Raw genomic sequence first — 23046 nt, 5'->3', positions numbered from 1 at the left:
CGCTGAACAAGTCAGCGGTTTTCCAATTTAATCTCGATTTGATCATTTGGTTGTAAGGGTTCAAAGAAGGTAGCAGGATTTCCATTCCTCAGTAATTCTACTTTACCAGTGGCTTGGGTTAAATCGAGTGAGATAAAACGGAAGATATCTTGGAATATAAAAGATTTTTGTTTTTGCTGCTGGATTTGTAAGCGATCCTGATCTCTTATCGCTTCATGTAAACGCAGCTGTTCGCCATCTCGATATACCTTTACTAACTCTTGTGACAGCGTTAACGGTCGCTGGTTGTAGATTATCTTTAATTCTACGAGATAAGAAATTTCCAAATCCACCAATATATCGCTCAAGCACGGAGTAGAGAGCGGTTTTGCCTCTAAGATATCTCCATCTTTCAATGTGGAATAAGGCTGTACCTGCGCACCATTTAAGAGCATGGGACTGACGTATTTTGCAAACTTTTGCTCTTGGTTATCAATCCAAACAGTAAAAGTGGAAAATGGATCCCTTTGAATGGAAAAATCGTCTAAGAAATGCTCTAATGTAATGGTCGCTTGATATAAAACAATATCGCCGTCCTGTAATAGATAGTCAGCTGGCACTTCACGTCCATTAACTTTTGTAATACCTGCTATGGAGTAAGGCTCTTCCTGGTAGAAAATCGTGATTGGCTTTGGTTCGCCGATCAATTCCTGCAGGGTCATTTCTGCTTGTTCCCCATCTTCCCCTTGGATAATATCAATCTTGTCACCGTTTGTAATGCTGTCGTCTATATTAGCTGCTTGATCGTTAATATAGATGAGTGGAGGCTTACCAAAGCCGCCAGGAAGCGTTATTTGTTTTCCGTTATATTCAATGATCGCAGCCAAGCCTGGTTTTCCATAGAGTTTCTTTATTTGCAGACCAGCTGTCAGTAAGCCATCCGCAACGGTTAAGTTTTTCATTTCAAATAATCGGATGGTTCTGTTATTCACCATGACGCTTATATAATGAACCGGATTTTGTTTAGCGGCAATGGCAATGCCAATCGGTGTAACAAAATCTGGACCAACTGGCAGGTCATTCTGTTTTGTTAAGGATGGGATCGCTTGAACCTCTCTAATGGCAACGCGATTTTCCGGGAGCTGTAAGCGGTTCGCTAGTACTCTACTAAGTGCAGGTGTTTGACTCCCACCACCAACTAACATCACTGCCTTAGGAGCCTTGCCCCCATTTAATGTGATGATTTCCTGAGAAATGTCATGAGCTAGTTGTTCCACAGCAGGCAAGATATGTTCCAATGTTTCTTCTAGAGTAATTTCTTGCGCAAATCCAAGGATGTCCTCAATTGTTGCCTGATTATGTATAGTAAGTTCTCGCTTGCATTGTTCCGCTTGATGGAAGTCTAATAAATAATGGTCACTGAGTGCTTCTGTAATTTCGTCTCCTGCTTTAGGAACCATTCCATAGGCAGTGACCGTTCCTTCTGATGTTAAGGCAATATCACTTGTGCCGGCACCAATATCGACTAGTGCTACGTTCAAGCGACGCATAGAAGGAGGGATCAACACCTGAATAGCAGCGATTGGCTCCAAGGTTAAGGCTTCTAACCGTAAGTCGGCTCGTTGCAAAGCAGATAACAGCGATTCTACCACCACTTTTGGTAAGAAGGTAGCAATAATTTCGACTTCTGCCGCCTCCCCTTGTTGATCAATTAAAGAACCTATTTCTTCATTGTCCAATTTATAACGGAGGACAGAGTAACCCACACAATAGTAGTGTTGACTGGTTTCCTCCTCCCCATTTGCTAACTGGTATTGGGCTTGCTGTACGGCCTCTAACTCTAACAGTAAAATATCATCCGTGTTGATAATTGGCTGTTTAGAAATGGAGGTGACCGAGGTGACACGTTTGGTTTTCAATGCTCTTCCTGCCGCAGCGACACAAGCCTGCTCCAATTTGATTTGATGTCTATCTTCTAAATGTTGTTTAACTTGTCCAATAATATCCGCAACAGAAACGACATCGTGGATTTGGCCATCTAACATGGATCGTTCGTGATGTTCCAACATATAATAATCGATTAAATGGTATTTGTCCTCTATTTTTTCCATTAATAGACCAATTACCGATCGTGTACCAATATCTAGTGCAAAAATAGGTTTATTCATCTAAAAGTTTCCTCTCTATTTCTAAAGAAATTTGAAATATTCAAAAAAATATGGTCTAAAGGATGACAAGTCTCGTTTTTTTAGCTATAATTATCCGTAATTCTATAGAAAAGTATAACATTCTTTTGATGTTATCAGGAAGTGATTTTTTTACAGTATAAATCATTTGTGAGTGGATGAAAAAAGTCTGTGTGTAGAACTCTCACTATGCAATGGCAATAAACGTCCCTTTTATTCTTGATTTCAAGCAGTAAAAAGGTTAACGATAGTCATAGAATCAATGGTTTATAGTATACTGATAATTTTTTGTTAACTATCAGTGGAAAAAACAGCAGCTATTGTCTATCATGGAAGATAGGCAATGTTTTCAGAATTAAAAATAGGACAAGGGGGACTTTTTTATGAGTAATGAACAATTGGATCAGCTTCGTGAACAGCTTGATCAAACCAATCTAGAAATTCTAGAACTAATAAATAAACGTGCCGAGTTGGTGCAAAAGACAGGCCAGGTGAAAGAGAAACAAGGTGCCAACCGTAGTTATGATCCAGTTCGAGAGCGTGATATGTTAAACTTGATCACGAAACATAATGATGGACCATTTGAGAATGCGACGATTGTTCACTTATTTAAGGAAATATTCAAAGCTGGACTAGAGTTGCAAGAAGATGATCACAGTAAAGCTCTATTAGTATCTCGTAAGAAAAAACCAGAAGATACCGTTATTGAAATAAATGGAGATAAGTTCGGAGATGGTAACCAGCACTTTATATTCGGTCCATGTGCCGTAGAGAGTTATGAGCAGGTGACAGAAGTGGCCAAGGCCATTAAGCAGGAAGGACTTCATTTAATTCGTGGTGGTGCCTTTAAGCCAAGGACATCCCCGTATGATTTCCAGGGCCTTGGATTTGAAGGCTTGGAGATTCTGAAGAGAGTGTCCGATGAACAAGGTTTGGCTGTGGTAAGTGAAATTGTCAATCCAGCTCATATTGAGAAAGCTGTCGATTATATTGATGTGATTCAGATCGGTGCTCGAAATATGCAGAACTTTGAATTGTTAAAGGCAGCAGGTGAAACGAACAAGCCTGTTCTATTGAAACGCGGTATGTCTGCTACGATATCGGACTTTATCAATGCCGCAGAGTATATTAACTCGAAAGGTAATGGGGACATTATTCTTTGTGAACGCGGGATTAGAACGTACGAAAAGGCGACTCGTAATACATTAGACATTACAGCGGTTCCTATCTTAAAACAAGAAACGCATTTGCCAGTTATGGTGGATGTAACACACTCTACGGGAAGAAGAGATCTATTACTCCCTGCCGCTAAAGCTGCTTTGGCCATTGGAGCAGATGGAGTGATGGCAGAAGTACATCCAGATCCAGCCGTCGCCTTATCCGATGCCGCACAGCAAATGGATATCCCAACCTTCCATGAATTTATGAAAGAGCTGTTAAATAAATAAATGCTGAAAACCAGGGAGACTTTTATAAGTCTCTCTGGTTTTTTTAATTGGTTAGAAACTGTAAAATGACAACTTGCGAATAGTGCTGCCATGCCTCACAGCTATCCATACGACAAATGCTAAAGTCATATGCCCTTTTACTGACCAAAAACGGTCTTAAATTGTAACTAAAACCAAAAGTACATAAATATATAGTAGACTATTTGATAAGATAACCAGAAAGTATAAAAACCTTGGTATTATAGCATGTGAAAAGATTTTTACTTAGAATGAATCAAAGGCCGTATTGCCCCTTCAAGGCATTGTATAAAAGGAGGTTTCTATGCTGTGAAGTATAAAAGTGTTTTTGACATTATTGGGCCAGTGATGATAGGACCTTCCAGTTCTCATACTGCAGGAGCGGTTCGGATTGGAAAAGTAGCGCGTGATTTGTTTAATGAACAACCAGAAGAGATAATTATTCATTTATATGGCTCATTTGCTAAAACCTATAAAGGCCATGGTACAGATATTGCGTTGGTAGCTGGATTACTTCATTTTGATACCAATGACCAACGAATAAAATTGTCTTTACAGATTGCAGCCAAAAAACAAATGAAAGTAAGTTTTATAGAAGAAGATGCCATCCCAGATCACCCTAATACGGTCAAATTAGAATTGTTCAAGGGTAAGAAGTCATTAGAGGTAACTGGTATATCGATTGGTGGGGGGAAAATAGAAATCATTGAACTTGACCAATTTCCATTAGATTTATCAGGTGATGGTGCAGTCATCGTTATTCTACACTATGATCGCTATGGAACCATTGCTGCCGTTTCTAATATCCTTGCTGCTCATCGGCTCAATATTGCACAAATGAAGGTGTCAAGACAGGAGAAAGCACAAAAGGCCCTGATGACGATCGAGGTGGATCAAAATATATCAAAAGAATTGATCATAGAACTAAGTAAGTTACCAAATATTTTGCAAGTGACTAAGATCAACGAATAAAGAGGGGAGGAGTGTGAATGTTTCGAAATGTTGCTGAATTAATAGAACAAGCAGAAGTACAAAAGCTTTCCATATCTGAGGTGATGATTCAGCAGGATATGATGGTGCAGGAAAGAACTAGAGAAGAAGTGATTCAAATCATGGAAAAGAATTTGTCTGTTATGGAATCGGCTGTTCACAGAGGCATAACAGAGGAAGTTACCTCACATTCTGGGTTGACGGGTGGGGATGCTAGATTATTACAGGACTATATGAAATCAGGAAAGGCTTTGTCCAATAATGTCATGTTGGATGCCGTAAGCAAGGCAATGGCAACAAATGAAGTGAATGCTGCAATGGGAATGATTTGTGCAACTCCTACGGCAGGGTCAGCCGGAGTAGTGCCGGGTACCTTATTTGCATTAGATAAAAAATATGAACTATCTGCTGAACAAAAAATTAATTATTTATTTACCGCCGGTGCTTTTGGGTTTGTAGTTGCAAATAACGCCTCTATATCAGGAGCTGCAGGCGGCTGTCAGGCAGAAGTTGGTACATCGACAGGCATGGCAGCGGCTGCGATTGTAGAGGTTATGGAAGGCACACCTAAGCAATCCGCAGAGGCAATGGCAATAGCTTTAAAAAACATGTTAGGATTAGTTTGTGACCCGGTTGCCGGGCTTGTCGAAGTACCTTGTGTGAAGAGAAATGCCATGGGTGCTTCTAATGCACTTATCGCAGCTGATATGGCACTTGCAGGTATTAAAAGTCGAATCCCTTGCGATGAGGTGATAGAGGCGATGTACAAGATTGGGCAGCGAATGCCTATTGCCCATAAGGAAACTGCTCTAGGTGGGCTGGCAGCAACGCCAACAGGGAAAAAACTAGCGGAACAAATCTTTTCTGATAAGTAGCAGCGATATGTAAGACAAAACGGTTACTGCTATTACGGTATTCAACAGTGTATTTTATACATTTTTTTATATAAGGAGGTATGGAACGATTTTGACCATGAATGAATCGAAGTACCGATAGGATGGATAATGTAAAGTAGCCTTCTTTCCCGAGTAGTTAGTGTGATTGTTCGTCTTACAAGCAAGCGCTCTGAAAATAGTTTCCGCTAGGGCATAAATCAACAAGAGATTCGAGCAAGGAAAGCTCTCCTTGTAAAGTTCGCTAGTGTATCAATTATTTTAAGAATAATCAGAAAATTGTGTAGTTGTCTATACTGCTAACCCTGTTATTTTCCGGAAATAACAAGAAGATTTCAACTAGAGATTGATAAAAATAAAAAAGGTCTAGACAACTTAAAAGGTATATGGTATGATGACTTTAGTTAAACGAAGCGAATAGAATATCGACTCTTATGTTACTAACATGATTAGGCATAGAGAAGCTGCAGAGGTAAAGAATAGTGAATAACCTTTGCATATTCTCTATGTCTTTTTTTGTGTAAGTAATAAGCGTATCAAACATATTTGATCTAATAAAAAGGAAAGATATTAGCACCTTTATAGAGTGAATATCAAGACAGGTTTTGTTCCTCGTTTTAATGTAACAGAAAGGAGAATACGTAATGTTTAAAAAGCTGTTTCAAAAGTCAGATGAAATCGAAATTATTGCTCCCATGTCAGGAGAAATTGTCTCATTAGAAAAGGTACCAGACCCCGTTTTTGCAGAGAAGATGATGGGAGAAGGTGTGGCCATTATTCCGTCAGAAGGAAACGTGGTAGCACCTATAAATGGCAAAGTGATACAAGTGCCAGATAGTAAACATGCCATCGGATTGGAGGCAGAAGATGGAACCGAGGTGCTTATTCATGTTGGGTTAGAAACAGTTGGGCTAAAAGGGCAAGGCTTTTCTCCCAAGGTGAAACCAGGTGACCGAGTGACAATTGGAACTCCACTACTTGAGGTTGATTTATCCTATATTTCAGAATATGCAGCAAACACTATAACACCCATCGTGATCACGAATAGCAATACCAAAGACAAAACCTATAAGACAACAACGGAGACAAACGTTACTGCCGGAGAAACGGTTATTTTGTCGATTAGTTAGAGTTATCGTTCCTTTATGGGAATTCACAAGTACTTACACGATGATCATGAACTGGTGTAGAATAAGACGAAAGGAGATGATAATAATGAAATTAAAGAAAATATTCAATAATAATGCCATTCTTGTTGTAGATAATGAGGAAGAAAAGGTCGCTATCGGAAATGGTATTGCTTTTGGAAAACGAAAAAATGATCTAATTAATAAGAATAGAGTGGAGCAATTATTTGTGATGAAAGAAAATGAGAAGTTACAGCAACTTTTAGGCCGAATTCCAGAAGAGCATTTTCTTATTTCAGAAGAGATCATCTCCTATGCAGAGAACTATCTTGGTTCAAAGCTGAGTGAACATATTCATATTGCCTTGACAGATCACATTTCGTTTGCAATTGAAAGAATAGAAGAGGGGATTCATTTACCCAATAAGCTGCTAAATGAAATCAAAATATTATATCGTGATGAGTTTGAGATTGGTACATGGGCCGTCGAACATATGCGAGCTAATTGTCAATTAGATATCCCCGTTGATGAGGCGGCTCATATTGCTTTGCATATCCATACGATGAAGCTGCAAGGAGGTGATTACAGCCAGACGATTAAGCATACAGCGATTGTCCGGGAAATGATGCAATCCTTTTTAAAGAAAATGAATCTGGAGATCAAGGAGGATGATATTTCCTATCAACGGTTGATTACTCATTTGCACTTTACCTTATCCAGGGTAGGCCAATATGAGGTGCACGAAATGGATGCAGATATGTTATCGATGATCAAGACGAAATTCTCGAATTCGTATCAAGTTACGCTCGAAGTCACGGATGCTATCACACAAAAATATGGAATTGAGTTTCCACCATCAGAACTAGGCTATATCACGATTCATATGGAAAGATTGAACAAGATGTAAGCAAGCATTTATATTTTTTTAATTATTACAAACTCTAATTCAAAAAGAGGAGGAAAAAAACATGATGAAATACTTTCAAAATCTCGGAAGATCCTTGATGCTACCCGTTGCTGTATTACCAGCTGCAGCGATTTTAATGGGGATCGGTTATGCCATTGATGCAGATGGCTGGGGTGCTAATAATATTGTTGCTGCCTTTTTAATTAAAGCTGGGGAAGCGATTGTCGATGGTCCGGCAATGTCAATTCTTTTTGCCGTGGGTGTAGCATTTGGGCTTTCCAAGGATAAGGATGGTTCCGCTGCGTTAAGTGGTCTCGTCTCTTACTTGGTTATCACACATATATTGTCTGTGGAATCGGTCGCTTTATTAAGTGGCGTGGAAGAAGGAAGTGTGAATCCCGCCTTTGAAAATATTCAAAATCAGTTTGTCGGTATCATTTCAGGGATTACGGCTTCCATCTTATATAATCGATTTAGTCATGTTAAATTGCCGGATGCCCTCGCCTTCTTTAGTGGGAAGCGTCTGGTGCCGATATTAACTGCAGCTATCAGCTTGGCGATTGCCGTTGTCTTATTCTTTATTTGGCCATTTATTTATACTGGATTAGTTAACTTTGGTAAGTTTATCGTTGATTTGGACGCGGTAGGGGCAGGATTATATGGCTTCTTTAACCGTTTATTGATTCCAACAGGTCTGCACCATGCCTTAAACTCCGTATTCTGGTTTGATGTGGCTGGTATTAACGATATTGCGAACTTCTGGAACAGCACAGGGGAAAAAGGGGTAACAGGAATGTACCAAGCCGGTTTCTTCCCAATCATGATGTTTGGTCTGCCAGCAGCTGCCTTGGCCATGTATCATACTGCAAAGACGAAACGAAAGAAAACTGCGGCCTCTTTATTAATGGCAACTGCATTTGCCGCTTTCTTCACTGGAGTCACTGAACCGTTAGAATTCTCCTTTATGTTCTTGGCACCAGCTTTATATGTGGTTCATGCTTTGCTCACTGGTTTATCATTAGCTGTTGCCGCAGCCTTTGATTGGACGGCTGGTTTTGGTTTCAGTGCCGGTTTAGTTGACTTTATCTTAAGCTTTAATTTACCGCTTGCTAATCAGCCTTATATGCTATTAGTACAAGGTTTGGTTGTAGCGGTCATCTATTATACGTTATTCCGTTTCTTGATTGTGAAGTTTAATCTAAAAACACCAGGTCGAGAAGATGACATTCAAGAGGAAGTAGAAGAACCGTCTGCCTCAGGAGATGATGATATTACTGCCATGGCTACTGAAATTTATGCAGCGCTTGGCGGGGATGACAATGTGGCATCCGTCGATAACTGTGTGACACGTTTACGTTTGGAAGTAGATGATATGGACGCAGTAGATCAGGAACGGATTAAAAGAACGGGGGTACCAGGTGTGAAAGTAGTTGGTCAAAATGGTATCCAAGTCATTGTAGGAACTCAAGTACAATTTGTAGCCGACGAGATCAACAAGATTAGAAAAAGATAAAACATTTTAAAGATCAAGAGAACCCTTTACATTTGTCACATCATTGTAAAGGGTTTTTCATGTATTTTCACTAGACAAAAGGGTAGTAGTAGCGTACACTTACCAAATATAAGTAAGCGATTACGTCTATGTGAGGAGTGTATCTTATGAAATGGACCAAGTCATCTGCTAACTTTAAAATAATGCAGTTAACCGACCTCCATGTTGGTGATTTACCATTCAATGATAAAGATCAACAAACCTTGAATCTAATCAAAGAACAAGTAGCGTTTGTTCGACCAGACTTATTAATCATAACGGGTGATCTTATCTGGTCCAAAAACAAAACAGATCCTGCCCAGACGATGGAGCAACTTATCCAATTTTTTAATACCTTACACACCCCGATAGCGATCACATATGGCAATCATGATTCAGAGGAAGGTGTGACCAGAACAGAGTTGCGTGCGATGGAAAAACAATTAACCCATCCTGCAACCAAAAAACACCATTTTATCGTGGAGGATCGGGAATGTTACTGCATAGAATTAACCAATGTCCAGGGTCAGCTGGAAAATGTGCTTTACGTGATCGATAGTGGGGCATATGATTTCTTAGAGGTTGGGAAATATGCATATGTTCACCCCGCACAAGTGGAATGGTTTCGTCGCGTATCACATTATTACAAACAAGAAAAAAAACAAACAACCACAGACCTTCTGTTTTTACATATTCCTTTGCCAGAATATCAGGAGGCATGGGAGAGTGGAGAAACGTCAGGGGAAAAAGGGGAGGAAGTGTGTGCTCCTGCTTTAAATACGGGTTTGTTTACCTCCTTGTTACTAGATCAGCAAGTAAAAGGAGTGTTTTGCGGCCATGACCATGATAATGATTTTACTGCCGAGTTTCACGGGATTACTTTAGGGTATGGAAGAGTAACTGGATTTAATACCTATGGTCAGCTTGATAGAGGTAGTAGAATAGTGGAGTTGCAAGGGAATCACGCATTTCAGACATATATCATATCGAAGGAACAGGAGGATGAAGTATGAGGAATCGTTTAGTGGTGATGAGTTATAATATTCGCAATGATTCACCGGTGGATCATCCAAGTTGGTCGGAACGAAAAGAGCACGTAGGTCAGCTTATTATAAGAGAGAGCCCAGATTTATTAGGTTTGCAAGAGTGTTTATTTCATCAAATAACGGATCTTGAATCATTGCTTCCCGGTTATCAATGGATTGGTTTTGGGCGAGAAGGCGGGAGCAAAGGGGAATATACACCTATCTTTTATAAGAAAGACAGGCTGGAAGTTCGTGCCTATCAACATTTTTGGTTATCAGATTTCCCTGATCAAATCGGCTCGAAAACGTGGGGCAATCAAATTACCAGAATAGCGACATGGGTGTTGTTTAGAGATAAACAAACAAATAAAGATTTTTACCATCTTAACACTCATTTTGACCACGAAACAGAATTAGCAAGAATAAATAGTGCACAGTTAATTGGTAAGCCTGATGAGATTGGTCTGCAAGCCAGCATCCCACTCATATTAACGGGTGACTTTAATGCAAGTGATCAATCAGAGACGCATCAGCATTTGATAGAAGCTGGTTTTGTCGACACTTGGGAGACCAGTGATCATCATGAAAACAAACAATATGGCAGCTTTAACGATTTTCACGATGCCACTGGCGGAAAGACACGAATCGACTGGATTCTGTTGAAAGAAGCAAATTTTCAAGTGCTTACAACGAAATTAGTTGTGGATCAGATAGCTGGCCATTTCCCCAGTGATCACTTTCCAATTACGGTCGAATTAGAAGTGTAAAGGTATTTATTATGGGGAAAGATACTATATAATCCACACTATCGATTGGTTTTGTATAGTAAGAAGAAGAAACACATTCATTTTTAAGGTGAAAGGTCAACTCAAAAATGATCGATCGTAACCCTTCTTAAACGGCAGTTCCGTAGCTAGTTTGGTTTTGCGATAAAGGTTCGAACGGGAGTAAGACGAGTTTTTCTAATAAACAAAGAAAGCATACAATCTTTGGCATAATAGGATTTGAAATGACGTTGACCTGGAACGAATCACGATACCGCCTTATCGGTAGTCAGTATGTTCTTTTGCTGATATAAGTGCCATGAAATCATTTTTTATCGATCGGATAGGTGCTCTTGATCCATTCGTGTGAATGATCATTCACACGAATGGATCAAACGAGGTATTAGCAGGAAATAATAGGAGCAAAGACTTGCATGTCACGCATTTTTGTTAGATTGATACGTTCCACTTATATCGTAATAAAGGAACGGGAGGAGTTGCTTGTATTTTCTAAATGCCCATTGATCATTGACCAATGACGATGAATCTCATCTGTTTTTGTTGGTAAAATCAAAAAAACAGCAAAAATAGTCGTCATAATGAAAAAATTTTCATAAATCGCCCCTTATTAGATTAAATTCATCGAATCTTTTGTTATAATATGATTGATAAACATTAATAATGTAACTATCGATGGATCTTAGTACAGAAATGTATGAAATCGTATCATAGCATAAATCAACATAGGAGGTAGAACAATGAATGTAACTATTTATGATGTAGCAAGAGAGGCAAACGTTTCAATGGCTACCGTTTCACGTGTAGTCAATGGAAACCCTAATGTAAAACCAGCAACAAGAAAGAAAGTATTAAATACGGTAGAGCGCTTAGGATATCGTCCTAATGCAGTAGCACGTGGGTTGGCCAGTAAAAAAACAACGACAGTAGGGGTTATCATCCCGGATATATCCAGTATCTTCTTTTCTGAACTTGCACGGGGGATTGATGATATTGCCACAATGTATAAATACAATATTATCTTAAGTAACTCCGACCAGAATAAGGATAAAGAGTTGCGATTGATCAACAATATGTTCGAAAAGCAGGTGGACGGCCTCGTCTACATGGGTGCTTCCATCAGTGAGGAGCATATACAGCAATTAAAAACATCGCCGGTACCTGTTGCCTTAGCAGCAACTATCGATTCAAGTGGTGCTATTCCTTCCGTTAATATTGACTATGAACAAGCGGCTTATGAAGCAACTTCATTACTTATTAATAATGGTACGAAACACCCTATCTATGTAACAGGGGAAGAAGAGTCTATCGTTAACGAAAGAAAATATCAAGGATACGCAAGAGCTATTAAAGAAGAAAATGGTGAAGTAAATCCTGATTATGTTGTGACGGCTGAATTTAGTTATGAAGCTGGCCTGGAAGCGGCAAATTCCATTATCGACATAAAAGATTATCCAAAGGCAATTTTTGCAGCTACGGATGAAATGGCCTTAGGTGTCATCCATGGTTTACAGGATAATGGCGTGAATGTACCGGAAGATGTGGAAGTTCTCGGTTTTGATAATACAAGATTATCTACAATGGTGCGTCCAACCTTATCAACGGTTGTTCAGCCAATGTATGATATTGGTGCCGTAGCTATGCGTTTATTGACGAAATTTATGAATAACGAAAAAATTGATGAGCAAACGGTCATATTACCACACCAAATTTTAAAAAGAAACTCAACAAAATAACGATTGTGTCGATAATAGAACTAGTACGGCTTTTTAGCCAATCTAGTTCTATTTTTTATGGTTCAAAATGAAATAGACGAGAGACGGCTGGTTAAAAGTCATTTCAGGAAAAAGCTTACTTTGTATAGATTTTCTTAAGGGGCGAAGATGGATGAATAGACGAGATTTATTGACACCAATAGGTATAGCAATCGGTATCATGATGCTGATATTTGGTATTCTTGTTAATGGTGGCATTCGTGGTTTTATCGGATTTGCTGATATTACTGCTGCATTGATTGTATTAGGGGGGCTTACCGCTGCATTATTGGTGAATTTTAATATATCACAGATTAAACAAACCAAGAATGTGATCCAAGCTGCTTTCAAACGAAATGATCAAGATCTTAACGCATTAATTGGCTTATTTGAAAGATTGTCAGAACGAGCCAGAAGAGAAGGGTTACTAGCATTAGAGAATGAATTAGAAGATGTAGACGATCCTTATATAAGAAAAGGAATATTACTGGCTATTGATGGGATCGAGCCGGAAGTTATCCATGATATTATGGATGCCGAAATTGAGGCGATGGAAGAACGTCATTCTCGAGGAAGAACGATTATTGAGAAGGCAGCTGAGTATGCTCCGGCTTGGGGCATGATCGGGACATTGATCGGTCTGGTACTGATGCTACAGAACTTAGAAGATCCAGCTACCCTAGGACCAAGTATGGCGGTAGCGTTAGTTACTACTTTATATGGTACAATATTAGCGAACTTGGTTTTTACTCCAATGGCAGGGAAATTAGAAACAAGAACCAATGAAGAGGTATTTACGAAACAAGTCATCATTGAAGGGGTCATCGGTGTACAATCAGGACAGAATCCACGCATTTTAAAAGAAAAACTGAGTGCCTTTTTATCTGAAGAAGATAAGCAAAAGGCGGATGAAAAGGTGAAGACAGAAGAGGAGTATGCGGAGGAATCATTCAATGAGGCGTAATAAAGCGAAACGTTCAGGGAACAAAGGTGCACCAAAGTGGATGGTTACCTACTCTGATATGGTAACCTTAATCCTTGTTTTCTTTATCTTATTATTCTCAATGTCACAAATTGATATTATTAAGTTCAAAGCGATAGCAGAAGCATTTCGCAGTGAGACAATCTTTGAGAACATGCCATCCATTATTGAAGCGGAATCACCAGCTGAGGAGATGGACGTCTCGAAAAGCGGCAGTGATGATAGTGATGACACAGAAGATAGTGCAACGGCAGAGGAACCGGTCGATGTTCAAGAGGCAGCTGCAAATGTGGACGTGCAGACAGAATCAAATGCAGACCAGCTGGATGAACTATTGGTAGAAGTCAATAATTATTTGGATGAAGAGAATTTAAATGATGTGATCTCAGCAACCAGGACGGAGCAAGGGGTTGTATTGGTCTTGCAGGAACGGATATTGTTTGAAACGGGTGAAGCGGATATTCTTGATCCAGCCGAACCATTTCTGCAAAAAATAAGTACCTTGTTAGTCAATATACCTAATGAAATCAGGGTAGAAGGACATACCGATAATCGTCCAATTGCCAGTTATCGTTATCCTTCTAATTGGGAGCTGTCTGGTGCTAGGGCAAGCAGTGTAATACGCTACTTATTGGGCTCCGGTGACTTTGACCCATCCAGATTTATGGCGGTTGGTTATGGAGATACGAAGCCAGCAGTATCTAATGATGGAACAAGTGGCTGGTCGGCAAATCGACGTGTAGAAATTGTTATTTTGGATACGTTGGAAGGATAAAAAGAAAGGATGAAGGGGTCTCATCCTTTCTTTTTGTTATTGGTAATAAATTTTAATACTTGTTCTTTCATTCGCTGATTCGTCTCCATGATTTCTTGACGTCGTGGGATGGATTTATAGGATGTCCATTGATCCTGCCAGGTATTTGGCAGGGTGCTAGGTGCTTGAGGCTGCCATTTGGCTAACCATACTGGATCGATCGGTCCTTGAAAGGCAGGGTGACCATTCATGATATGCCATAGCTGTGCCCAAGCTCGTGGAACGACCTGCCAAATATCATATCCGCCACCACCTAAGGCAACCCATTTACCATCACAATATTGTTGGGCAAGCTCACGAACCAGAATAGGGATTTGTTCAAAAATGCTTAAGCTACAATGTAAGTGGGTTAGTGGGTCAAGATAATGGGCATCCGTACCGTGCTGGCTTACGATGATATCCGGTTGAAAATAATCAGTGATTTCTCGAATAGCAGCAAAAGTGTCTAAAAAGGAGTCATCTTCAGTAAAGGCATCAATCGGAAAATTGAAGGCGTAACCAAACCCTTCTTTTACACCGCGTTCACCTGTTTTTCCAGTACCAGGATAGAGGTACCGACCTGTTTCATGTATCGAAACGGTACAGACATTTGGATCATCATAGAAACAATGTTGGACACCGTCCCCATGATGGGCATCGGTATCAATGTATAACACTTTAGCATCGTAATGGTCTCTAATAAAACGAATAGCAATGGCAATATCATTAAAAATACAGAATCCTGACGCATGATTAGGAAAACCATGATGTAATCCCCCAGCTAAATTAAGGGAATGTTTTACTTGATTAGACATGACGAATTCCGCGGCAGTGAGTGAGCCATTAACAATATGACGTGCCGCTTCATACATACCAGGAAAGCTAGGTGTATCGGTCGTTCCTATCCCATAGGAGGCAAAGGAAACGGGGTGCTCTTCACCAGCCCGCTTAACGATGTCCACATATTCCTTGGAATGAACCCTTAAAATCGTTTCCTCTTCATAATCACGAGGAAGGATAACATGTTCAGAATCCAATGCCTGTTCACTTTCGAGCAGTTCCTTAGTCAATTGAAGCCTTAATTGATTAAAGGGATGCTGTTCATGAAAGGAGTATTGTAAAAAGTCTTCCGTGTATAAGTAGGCCGTCTCTTTAGAATTCATCTTCTTCCTCCCAAGCAGGAAAAAGTATCTCAAACTCCGTTGTTTCCAAGTCCTGAATAATCGGCCTTGGATTCATCGTTTGAATACGGAACACTAATATCTTATAACCTTCCTCTTTTTGATCAGGATAATCGTAAACGGATACAATTTTGATCTGTCGCTGTTTGAAGTACTGACAGACGTCTGCCAAGACACCAATCCGATCCGGTACCTTAATTTCCATCTGGGTGCTTGGTGTATGTGTACCAGTCAATTGGATAAATGTTTGAAGCATATCTTTTTCAGTGACCATTCCAACGAGTTGTTTATTGCGTACAACTGGTAAACAGGCAAATTCTTTTTGATAAAAGATCATTGCGACCTCTTCAAAGAATTCAAAAGGATGCGTTGTAACAACAGGAGTAGTCATAATTTCTGTAATTGGTCGGGTTAATACCTCGTGATCAACTGTCCCATCTAAGATGGATGGACTGGCATCTCGCACATCGCGATCGGAAACAATGCCAATAACTTGATGATTTTCATCAATAATAGGGAGATGTCGGATGTGGTGCTGCTGTAATAAATGCAAGGCATCCAATATCGTTGATTCTTCTGTTAAGGTAACCACCTCGCGATTCATAATATCTTTAACAAGCATGTCAAAACTCCTTTCTGCAAATAGCGGAAGTCTTCAGGGATTCAGGTGAAACTTCATTCCGCGGATTGTTAGTAGCACCAATTGAGTCTTTACAAACTGCTACGCGTTGATAAAACGCAATTTCTCAAATAGTTCCTCATCCTTTTTTGGTACATTTTTACCAATGCGTACCATTAAGCAGTTGGCAGGATGAGCCATGATTTCTGGTTCATTGGTTGCCGCAGGATATAAGGAACCTGCTCGCATCATCTTTTCCATGATTTTTCGATAATCCCACACGCTTAGTTTGGAATAGTTAAGATCCCAGTGCCAATAATATTCGGTGGAGATAATGATATAGTTTTCCATATTCTCATCTTTCATCGAGGTTGCGATAAGGCGGGAGCCTAGTTTATTTCCGCGATAGGCGGGGGCAACCTCTATGGCACCTAACTCGAGCAAGTTATCTTTCGGGTACTTCGACCAGCGTTCGATTGGATCAGGATGCAGGAAGGTGACATAACCGATGACTTCATCTTGGTTAGTTGCAATAATAATACGACCTTCCTCTAAGTCAGCAATTTCCTGCAAGGCTTGTAATTGTTCCCCTGGTTTACGAAAGGCGGTCAGTTGGTCATTCATCGTCAGTTTGGCAAGTTTCTCCGAAGTTACGGGGCCTTCTACTAATAAATTCCCGTTGCTCGTATCCAAATTCAAAGATTGATATACTTTTTCATGTCGCACAGCTTCTATCACCACCATCTGTTATAATCACTGCTATTTTTATTATACATGAATGACAGCTATAACCATAGCGAGAAGAAAGCGCTTTTTTTATAAGGTGAGTAATCATTAAATCTACATGATAATAGGCACACTGTCAGCGAGAAAGTAGAGTAGCTGAACGAAGAACGATACATCTCCCTTATCCGTGATTCTCGGGGAATATAGAGAGTAAAAAAGTAACAGGACCTCCTCATCGAAGAAGGCCCTGTTACATGTACTGTTGGATGATTGTTATTCCTCGGAATCTTCTCCCGAATCCTCAGCTTCTTCTTGTTGCTCCTGTTCCTGCTGCTCCTGCTCTTGCTTCTTCTGTTCTTCTTCCTGTTTCTTTTTCTCCGCTGCTTGCTTCTTCTTTTCCTCTTCTTGTTTCTTCTGTTCTTCCTGCTTCTTCTGTTCTTCTTGTTTCTTTTTCTCAGCTTCTTGCTTTTTCTTTTCTTCTTCTTTCTTTTTCTGCTCCTCTTGTTCTTTCTTTTCCTCTTCTTCCTCGGAGTCAGAAGAGAAATCACCTTTTACTATTCGGTTGCTGGGTTCTGATTCTTTGCCGAAATAGTCGACGGCACGCACAATATAAACAGCATCATCATCCGGAACTTTATAGGATGTATCGGCAGTAGAACCAACTTGTTTGTAATCGTCGTTATCAGGGTTGCTTGTTTGATAAATGCGATAACCAACTACATCCGAACTACCCGATTTATTCCAACTTAACTGCTGGTTTTCTTCTGATAAGCCACTTGGCGCACTAGGAGCCTCACCGTCATCGCTTATATCCGATGAAGACATATTAGGGTATTGAATTTTTTGCCAGGCACCACTTTTGGTTGCTGTTAGCTGCCTAATATCTTCTAGTTTATCGTATCCCATATCTTTCAGCCACTGAGGGTTGAAGCTGACACCATCACCGTCTGTAAATTCACTTGGTGTGTTGTCACCAGCTAATACAGAGTTTCCGCCAATGGAAGAAACGCTGCTGTTAACCAAGCTATAATCTTTTTCTGATGGTACATGATCTGCGTCATAGATATCTGACTGTACTAAACCTAGTTTGCTACATGCATCGGAAGGTGATAAACCAGAGACAGTACAATACGATCGGCTGACAATGCCTTCGGGTTGTTCGAAGCGCTCAGAAGGTGCCATAATTTCGGGTTTTACTTCTGTAGCAGCGTTGACTAGTCTTGCCCAGAAGGTGTTATTCCGATTACTGTAGCCATCATCTAAGCGTTGATTATAATCATACCCCATCCAGCTACTTAAAGTCACATTAGGGTTAGAGGCGACAAACCATGCATCCCTGTAATCGTTACTAGTACCAGTTTTTCCGGCCCAGTCTACACTTTTATTCGCTAAATTCGCCCTTGCCGCTGTCCCGGTTCCTTGTGTTAGGACATCACGCATCATATCTAGCATGAGATAGGTTGTTTTTGGATTAAAGACTTCGGTTTCTTCTGTTTCATGCTGATAGACCACTTCACCGTCTTTGGTTTCAATCTTATCAATCATATATCCTTCGACGTGCTTACCGTTGTTGCCAAACGTACTATAGGCACTCGTGTTTTGTTCAATCGTTACGTTAATCGAACCTAAAGGCAGTGAATTATAACCACCTTGTTCTTCGGTGAAGTTAGTGAGTCCCATCTTCCATAAGAAATCTGTTGTAATATCAGCGCCTTTAATTTGATCAAATACGGAAACGGCAGTAGCGTTATGCGATCGATACAATGCCTCACGTACCGGTGTTAACCCGTAATAACGTGAAGAATAGTTACCTGGTGAATAACCACTACCGTAGGTTTTCTTCACATCTGCAATAACTGATCCAGGCTGGACAGCTCCTTTTTCAATACCTGGTCCATAGGCGGCAAGAGGTTTCATGGTACTCCCATTTTGTCTAGATACATTAGTAGCATGGTTTCGCTGTGATATCTCAAAATCACGCCCGCCCACAAAGCTAAGTATTTTCCCTGTATTATTTTCCATTAGGACACTGCCGACTTGAACAGGTTGTTGTCCTAATTGTACTTCTTCCTCTGTATCAGGATCTTCTACCATGATCGGTTGATTGGTGTTTACATTTCGTGCTAGTTTGTCTCTGCCATAATTGGTATAATCCTTAGTTACTTGTTGGAATACATCATAGATTTCCTTATCAATAGTGGAATGAATTTTGTATCCATTACTGCCAATTTCTCGGCTTGCTTTAATTTGATATTCTTCCTGTAATACAGAACTTCCTTCCAGATCCTCTTCTGTATATCCATCTTCTTCAGCTAGGACAGTTACTAAAATATCAATGGCACGGTCTTGCAGTTCTTGCATTAAGTAAGGATAGTTCTCAATAACTGATTCTTCTGGTTCTTTGAAATCTGAGACGATATCGTATTCAAGTGCCTCTTGATGTTCTTCCTCTGTTATATATCCTTCTTCCTTCATTCTGTTTAGGACAGACTTCATTCGTCCTAACCCAGGTTGGAGTGCTTCTTCATCTTTCACTCCTCCACCATTTAAAAATGGGGTATAGGCAGACGGACTTTGTGGCAGACCAGCGATAAAAGCGGACTGCGCTAGATTCAATTCAGAGGCGTTCACACCAAAGATACCTTCAGCAGCCGTCTCGATTCCGGCGATATTTTGACCAGAGGCATTACGTCCAAAGGAAACAATATTTAGATAGGCCTCCAAAATCTCGTCCTTTTCAAAAAACTGTTCCAAGCGCATGGCTAAGAGCATCTCTTTCGCCTTTCTTTCAAAGGACACTTCGTTCGTTAGTAATTGATTTTTGATAATTTGTTGTGTTAAGGTACTGCCACCTGTTTTCGTGGAGGCATTGGTTACTTCTTGAAATACAGCACGCATAATCGCTTTTGGCACAATGCCGTTGTGCTTCTCGAAATATTCATCCTCGGTAGCAATTACTGCCTGCTGTACATATTCGCTGACATTCTCTAACTCTGCTTCATCACGAAGTATGTCCGCACTGACTTCTGATAGAAAAACATCGTCTGAAAAATAAAGCTCCGATGTTTCTTCATAGTTATAGACCGCCTGGGTCATTTCATCCTCGCTTTGGATATCCGTACTAGCAACCAATGAGGCGAAATATCCCGCACCTATGCCTGTGGCTAGGAAACCGCCAATCACCCCTACAGCGATAAAAAACAAAAAGATATTCCAAATAATATGATAGCTAATCCTTGATGACCGCTGTATAATTTGTTTACTCCAGATTCTTTTCATGGATGTCCAGCATTTATGAATAAATTCTTTGATGTCCATCTACAAACCTCCCCAATATTCCACTTTATCAACGTGTGAAGAGCCCATAAGTTTTCCTGCAGTATATGTAACAATCCGACATGAATAGGGAAAACAACAGTCTCTAAACCTCCTGATAGGTCTTGCTATTGTTTAGGGGCAAAAGAGTAGCCCCACTAAACAAAGTCTCACTCTATATTATAGCATAGAGAAGAAATAATTTAGACTCCAAAAACCTTAAAAAATATTGCATTTTCGTTACAGATATGCTAATAATGATATAACAAATAAACATAGTTGATGGCAATGATGGCTTGCAGTAGTGATAGATTCCCTTTTGCAGAGAGCTGACGGTGGGTGAGAGTCAGTAAACAATCTATGATGAAGTACGTGCCAGAGCTTCTTCATGAGAGTGAAGACGGTGTGGTCACATCGTTATTTCCTTAAGTGGTTATTCGATAGGAATAGCAACAAGGGTGGTACCGCGAGATGAACTCGTCCCTTTTTCAGGAGACGGGTTTTTTTGATGCTTACAAAAGAAAAGGAGTGTGTTAGGCAATGCATATTTTAGATGATTTAGAAAGAAGAGATTTGATTCAACAAACCACCGATAACGAAGGTTTGCGCAAACATTTGGATAACCAAGTTGTTACGTTATACTGTGGGTTTGACCCGACCGCAGACAGCCTGCATATTGGCCATTTATTACCGGCACTTATGCTGAAACGGTTCCAATTAGCGGGTCATCGACCGATTGCTTTGATTGGTGGAGGCACAGGGATGATTGGTGATCCAAGTGGTCGCTCTACGGAAAGATCATTAAACGCCCCAGAGGTAGTGCAAGGTTTTAGTGAGAGTATTAAAGAACAGCTTGCTGGCATTTTAAACTTTGATCAGGGAGAGAATAGCGCGGTTGCTCGTAATAATGCGGAATGGCTTTCAACGATGACGATTATTGATTTTCTTCGTGACATAGGTAAACACTTTAGTGTCAACTATATGTTGGCCAAGGATTCCGTGGAGTCACGCCTAGAAAATGGTATTTCTTTTACGGAATTCAGCTATATGCTGCTCCAGTCTGTTGACTTTTTGAAATTATATGAAAAAGAAAATTGCTCCCTACAAATAGGGGGGAGTGACCAATGGGGTAACATCACTGCAGGGATGGAATTCATCCGCCGGAAACGTTTTGAAGAAGATGCAGAGGAAGCGGAAGTATTTGGTTTAACGGTGCCGCTTATTACCAAGAGTGATGGTACCAAATTTGGCAAGACGGCTGGCGGAGCGATTTGGTTAGATGCGGAGAAAACGACACCATATGAATTCTACCAATTCTGGATTAATACCGATGATCGTGATGTGCTTCGTTTTATTAAATACTTTACTTTTATTGAATTTGACGAACTAGCCTCGTTGGAAAAAGAATTGGCGGAAGCACCGGAAAAGCGTGTTCCGCATAAACGATTGGCAGAGGAGATGACGAAGCTGGTACACAGTGAAGAAGCCTTGCAGCAAGCACAGAAGATTACCGATGCGTTATTCAGTGGCGAGCTCGCTACATTAAATGCCGTTGAAATCGAACAAGGATTTAAGGATGTGCCTTCTGTGCAAATCGATAATAAAGAAATTGGGTTAGTGGACTTGCTAGTGGAGTCAGGAATATCCTCCTCGAAACGCCAAGCTCGGGAAGATATTCAGAATGGTGCCATTTATATTAATGGTGTGCGCAATCAAGTGACTTCCCATCAGCTGACAGCAGCAGATCGTATTGAAGATGCTTTTACTATTGTCAGAAGAGGTAAGAAAAAATACTTTCTGGTTCGCTTTTAATCTGGGAAAACGGTCGTCATCTTAAAAATGACGACCAAAAAAAGCGAAAAACTGGGAAAAATGGTTGTCATCTCAACAAGCACAAAAACTACACTTTTTGAGAGATCCTCAATAATACATTTTTCGATAGCTTGTAGGAGTCATGCCCTCGTTCTCTCGGAAGACCCTATTGAAATAACTGATATTGGTATATCCGACATCATGAGCGATTTCCTTCACGGTTAATTGTCTATCTTCCAATAGCAGCTGCTTGCTTCGTTGCAGGCGGCATAGGGTAATAAAGGCAACAGGTGTTAACTGTGTAGCCTGTTTGAATAACTTACAAAAATAATGATGACTTACTCCGATTTGGCTCGCCCAATAATTCAAATCAAATGGCAAGGCAGCGTCTTGCTGCATCTTAGGCAGAAGGGATGGAATTCGATCATCCCTTTTTTGTGCATTTCTCGGTATAGCATTGTTAATAAAGGTGGTTACCAGCGAATAAGTAAGTGTAGACAAAGAAACTAATTGAAGCATACTGTGTTCTTCGGCTTCTCGCAATAATTGCTGATGGATCGTTATCAGTTGTTCCATGGCCGTTGTTTTCCATAAGATAAACCTTCCAATCCCTGTCTCGGAGAAAAACATTTGTAGGGCACTGCCATAGAAGTGCACCCAACGCAAGCTCCAGGGATCGTCTTTACTGCTATAATACTTTTGTTCTTGTAAAGGAAAATAAAGAAAGGCATCACCAGCCGTTAAGGTGTACGTCTTTTGATCAATTTCCACGAAACCTGTACCCGAGATAACGAGATGAATACTGAAACTGTTCCAAGATCCTGCCTTTCGATATACTTCATGATCCCACACCTTGTCATACCAGCCTACCGATTCAGGAAGGATCATATAGGCATGATTTTTCAATGTTGCTAATAAAATATGTCGGTACAACACGACACCTCCTTAGGACAATATAGTGTTATCTCATTGCAAAAA

Annotated in this window: 18 protein-coding genes and 1 other annotated feature; of the genes, 12 read left to right on the top strand and 6 right to left on the bottom strand. The window is 40.2% G+C overall.

The features are described 5' to 3' along the window. Positions 1-11: 11 nt before the first annotated feature. Positions 12-2147 carry a cell division protein FtsA gene (locus BN6556_RS19270; RefSeq protein ID WP_066195039.1) on the bottom strand — a complete coding sequence of 712 codons (2136 nt, stop codon included), beginning with the start codon at positions 2145-2147 and terminating at the stop codon, positions 12-14. Positions 2148-2548: 401 nt separating this feature from the next. Here BN6556_RS19270 and BN6556_RS19265 point away from each other — a divergent pair, with 401 nt between their 5' ends. From BN6556_RS19265 to motS, 11 genes are all read left to right on the top strand, one after another. Next, complete coding sequence (locus BN6556_RS19265) at positions 2549-3613, top strand: bifunctional 3-deoxy-7-phosphoheptulonate synthase/chorismate mutase (protein WP_066195036.1); 1065 nt, start codon at positions 2549-2551, stop codon at positions 3611-3613. A gap of 327 nt (positions 3614-3940) precedes the next feature. Further along, positions 3941-4603, top strand: a complete 663-nt coding sequence (gene sdaAB, locus BN6556_RS19260; RefSeq protein ID WP_066195033.1) for an L-serine ammonia-lyase, iron-sulfur-dependent subunit beta — start codon at positions 3941-3943, stop codon at positions 4601-4603. Between the two features lie 17 nt (positions 4604-4620). Next, the gene (gene sdaAA, locus BN6556_RS19255; RefSeq protein ID WP_066195030.1) at positions 4621-5496 is read left to right on the top strand and encodes an L-serine ammonia-lyase, iron-sulfur-dependent, subunit alpha; all 876 of its coding nucleotides are present in this window, start codon (positions 4621-4623) and stop codon (positions 5494-5496) included. Between the two features lie 662 nt (positions 5497-6158). Next, a complete protein-coding gene (locus tag BN6556_RS19250; protein ID WP_066195027.1) occupies positions 6159-6644 on the top strand; it encodes a PTS sugar transporter subunit IIA in 486 nt (161 codons plus the stop codon). 85 nt (positions 6645-6729) lie between these two features. After that, positions 6730-7548 (top strand): PRD domain-containing protein, encoded by an 819-nt coding sequence (locus BN6556_RS19245; protein WP_066195025.1) that lies wholly within the window; start codon positions 6730-6732, stop codon positions 7546-7548. A gap of 61 nt (positions 7549-7609) precedes the next feature. After that, on the top strand, positions 7610-9061 hold the full coding sequence (gene nagE / locus BN6556_RS19240) for an N-acetylglucosamine-specific PTS transporter subunit IIBC (RefSeq protein ID WP_066195023.1): 1452 nt from the start codon (positions 7610-7612) through the stop codon (positions 9059-9061). 146 nt (positions 9062-9207) lie between these two features. Beyond that, entirely contained in the window at positions 9208-10092 is an 885-nt protein-coding gene (locus BN6556_RS19235) for a metallophosphoesterase family protein (protein WP_066195021.1), read from the top strand. Beyond that, a complete protein-coding gene (locus BN6556_RS19230; protein WP_078060169.1) occupies positions 10089-10871 on the top strand; it encodes an endonuclease/exonuclease/phosphatase family protein in 783 nt (260 codons plus the stop codon). Before BN6556_RS19235 ends, BN6556_RS19230 begins: the two co-directional genes overlap by 4 nt. Positions 10872-11626: 755 nt before the next feature. After that, entirely contained in the window at positions 11627-12622 is a 996-nt protein-coding gene (ccpA, locus tag BN6556_RS19225; RefSeq protein ID WP_066195018.1) for a catabolite control protein A, read from the top strand. Positions 12623-12773: 151 nt separating this feature from the next. After that, complete coding sequence (gene motP / locus BN6556_RS19220) at positions 12774-13604, top strand: flagellar motor protein MotP (RefSeq protein ID WP_066195016.1); 831 nt, start codon at positions 12774-12776, stop codon at positions 13602-13604. Beyond that, the gene (gene motS / locus BN6556_RS19215) at positions 13594-14397 is read left to right on the top strand and encodes a flagellar motor protein MotS (protein ID WP_066195013.1); all 804 of its coding nucleotides are present in this window, start codon (positions 13594-13596) and stop codon (positions 14395-14397) included. The genes motP and motS overlap by 11 nt, the downstream gene beginning before the upstream one ends. Positions 14398-14417: 20 nt before the next feature. Here the strand turns inward: motS and BN6556_RS19210 are convergent, their stop codons facing one another. The 4 genes from BN6556_RS19210 to BN6556_RS19195 form a co-directional block, all read right to left on the bottom strand. After that, entirely contained in the window at positions 14418-15578 is a 1161-nt protein-coding gene (locus tag BN6556_RS19210) for an acetoin utilization protein AcuC (protein WP_066195009.1), read from the bottom strand. Further along, positions 15568-16218: an acetoin utilization AcuB family protein gene (locus tag BN6556_RS19205; RefSeq protein WP_066195006.1), complete on the bottom strand. Its 651-nt coding sequence runs from the start codon at positions 16216-16218 to the stop codon at positions 15568-15570. The genes BN6556_RS19210 and BN6556_RS19205 overlap by 11 nt, the downstream gene beginning before the upstream one ends. A 99-nt stretch (positions 16219-16317) precedes the next feature. Then, positions 16318-16941 (bottom strand): GNAT family N-acetyltransferase, encoded by a 624-nt coding sequence (locus BN6556_RS19200; protein WP_066196644.1) that lies wholly within the window; start codon positions 16939-16941, stop codon positions 16318-16320. A 273-nt stretch (positions 16942-17214) separates the two neighbouring features. Next, positions 17215-20259: a transglycosylase domain-containing protein gene (locus BN6556_RS19195; protein ID WP_078060168.1), complete on the bottom strand. Its 3045-nt coding sequence runs from the start codon at positions 20257-20259 to the stop codon at positions 17215-17217. 276 nt (positions 20260-20535) lie between these two features. After that, positions 20536-20744: a binding site (T-box leader), on the top strand. A gap of 52 nt (positions 20745-20796) precedes the next feature. On the opposite strand from BN6556_RS19195, the gene tyrS reads away from it, so the two are divergent. Then, positions 20797-22068 (top strand): tyrosine--tRNA ligase, encoded by a 1272-nt coding sequence (tyrS, locus tag BN6556_RS19190; protein ID WP_066195003.1) that lies wholly within the window; start codon positions 20797-20799, stop codon positions 22066-22068. A 108-nt stretch (positions 22069-22176) separates the two neighbouring features. Here tyrS and BN6556_RS19185 read toward each other — a convergent pair whose 3' ends face one another. Continuing rightward, positions 22177-23004: a helix-turn-helix domain-containing protein gene (locus tag BN6556_RS19185; RefSeq protein WP_392388603.1), complete on the bottom strand. Its 828-nt coding sequence runs from the start codon at positions 23002-23004 to the stop codon at positions 22177-22179. Positions 23005-23046: the final 42 nt, after the last annotated feature.

This window comes from Gracilibacillus timonensis, assembly GCF_900086715.1.
Lineage (GTDB): Bacteria > Bacillota > Bacilli > Bacillales > Amphibacillaceae > Gracilibacillus > Gracilibacillus timonensis.
Note: the sequence above shows the minus strand (reverse complement) of the source record. Positions and strands in the feature narration are given on the sequence as shown.

What these genes read in the sequence shown, in the direction of transcription:
- BN6556_RS19270 (WP_066195039.1), bottom strand. Translation starts at nt 2,147, where the DNA reads ATGAATAAACCTATTTTTGCACTAGATATTGGTACACGATCGGTAATT.
- BN6556_RS19265 (WP_066195036.1), top strand. Translation starts at nt 2,549, where the DNA reads ATGAGTAATGAACAATTGGATCAGCTTCGTGAACAGCTTGATCAAACC.
- sdaAA (WP_066195030.1), top strand. Translation starts at nt 4,621, where the DNA reads ATGTTTCGAAATGTTGCTGAATTAATAGAACAAGCAGAAGTACAAAAG.
- BN6556_RS19250 (WP_066195027.1), top strand. Translation starts at nt 6,159, where the DNA reads ATGTTTAAAAAGCTGTTTCAAAAGTCAGATGAAATCGAAATTATTGCT.
- BN6556_RS19245 (WP_066195025.1), top strand. Translation starts at nt 6,730, where the DNA reads ATGAAATTAAAGAAAATATTCAATAATAATGCCATTCTTGTTGTAGAT.
- nagE (WP_066195023.1), top strand. Translation starts at nt 7,610, where the DNA reads ATGATGAAATACTTTCAAAATCTCGGAAGATCCTTGATGCTACCCGTT.
- BN6556_RS19235 (WP_066195021.1), top strand. Translation starts at nt 9,208, where the DNA reads ATGAAATGGACCAAGTCATCTGCTAACTTTAAAATAATGCAGTTAACC.
- BN6556_RS19230 (WP_078060169.1), top strand. Translation starts at nt 10,089, where the DNA reads ATGAGGAATCGTTTAGTGGTGATGAGTTATAATATTCGCAATGATTCA.
- ccpA (WP_066195018.1), top strand. Translation starts at nt 11,627, where the DNA reads ATGAATGTAACTATTTATGATGTAGCAAGAGAGGCAAACGTTTCAATG.
- motP (WP_066195016.1), top strand. Translation starts at nt 12,774, where the DNA reads ATGAATAGACGAGATTTATTGACACCAATAGGTATAGCAATCGGTATC.
- motS (WP_066195013.1), top strand. Translation starts at nt 13,594, where the DNA reads ATGAGGCGTAATAAAGCGAAACGTTCAGGGAACAAAGGTGCACCAAAG.
- BN6556_RS19210 (WP_066195009.1), bottom strand. Translation starts at nt 15,578, where the DNA reads ATGAATTCTAAAGAGACGGCCTACTTATACACGGAAGACTTTTTACAA.
- BN6556_RS19205 (WP_066195006.1), bottom strand. Translation starts at nt 16,218, where the DNA reads ATGCTTGTTAAAGATATTATGAATCGCGAGGTGGTTACCTTAACAGAA.
- BN6556_RS19195 (WP_078060168.1), bottom strand. Translation starts at nt 20,259, where the DNA reads ATGGACATCAAAGAATTTATTCATAAATGCTGGACATCCATGAAAAGA.
- tyrS (WP_066195003.1), top strand. Translation starts at nt 20,797, where the DNA reads ATGCATATTTTAGATGATTTAGAAAGAAGAGATTTGATTCAACAAACC.